Below are 1,317 nucleotides of genomic sequence, written 5' to 3' on the forward strand. Positions count from 1 at the left end.
TGAGTCGTCCTAAAATAGGTTGACACATTTATAAATTAATTATATGATCCAGTGAGGCTAGCCTCACTGGATTTTTGATGTATAAAATTAGGTGTTTTATAATTCAAACTCAAATGAGGTCTCTTGTTATTATAGATCCAAACAGATTGTTCTACCATTTTCTTAAGTTGCCTCAGATCTTTGCACATTTCAATTAAAAATTCTTGTTTTAAAATTCCATTCATTCTTTCAGCTAATGCATTTTGATAACAATCATATCCATCGGTCATTGATGCAATCATATTGTTTGATCTTAAAACCTTTTGATAGATATCCGAGCAATATTGTAGCCCTCTGTCAGAATGATGTATTACCTGAATTTGTTTTTTCTTCTCTTTAGTGGCCATTTTTAGAGCTTTTACAACACTTTCAGCGCTTAAATTTTCACTTACTTGATATCCCATAATTTTACGACTATAGGCATCTGTTACTAAAGATAGATAACATGTTCTGTCTTGAGTCTTAATGTAAGTAATATCGCTAACAAAGACTTGTTCTGCACCTTTAATTTCAAGTTGTTTTAACAAATTAGGATGTTTCTTCAACCAATGTTTTGAATTGGTTGTTTTAGTATAGCTTTTTCTTGGTCTGATCAGCATGTTCTCAGATCTTAAGATCCTAAAAAATGTATCTCTTCCTATTTTCAGGTTCAAACGACTGAAATCTTCTCTTAACAAATAATACAACTTCCTGGTTCCTAACCTGGGCATTTCCATTCGTATGGATCTGACCAAAGAAAGAATTAAGTTTATGTCTTTGGATCGCTTTTTAGTTCTGTTAATGGACTGGTAAATTGCCTGCCTGCTAATCCCAAACAATCGGCAGCAGCGAGATAAACTCACTTTTTCTTTTTGTTGGAATCTTTGAATTGTTTGGGTGAAAACTTTTTTCTGATTGCAGTTCCATATTGTTGGTCTGAGATATCAATCATGRTATTTAATATCTCATTTCGAAGCTTTTCATCAGCAAGCTCTTTTTCCAATCTTTTAATTTTTTGTGCGGGCGTTTCTTTTCGTGTTGGTAATGACATAGTATGTAGTGATGGTTTACTCCAATCTAATTTACCATGTTTTCTTAACCATACCAAAACAGTACTTTTGCCTTGGATACCGTATGCTCTTTGTGCTTGAAGGTAGGTCATTTCCCCTTCTTCAACTTGACGTACAACTGACAATTTAAAGGATAAATTATAATTTCGTTGGGTACGCCTTGCTACAGTCTTTCTCAATATTTTCATAAATAAGTCGATTTACTGTCAACTTATTTCAGGACGGGACA

The 1,317-nt window shown here is 33.4% G+C and carries 1 protein-coding gene; it reads right to left on the reverse strand.

The genetic code is table 11. The features are described 5' to 3' along the window. Positions 1-35: 35 nt before the first annotated feature. A protein-coding gene (locus tag ELS83_RS21630) for an IS3 family transposase (protein ID WP_249414549.1) occupies positions 36-1,276 on the reverse strand; the annotation gives its coding sequence in 2 pieces (ribosomal slippage) (positions 36-910 and positions 910-1,276; 1,242 coding nt in all). Positions 1,277-1,317 lie beyond the last annotated feature (41 nt).

Source organism: Marinifilum caeruleilacunae, from assembly GCF_013141825.1.
Lineage (GTDB): Bacteria > Bacteroidota > Bacteroidia > Bacteroidales > Marinifilaceae > Marinifilum > Marinifilum caeruleilacunae.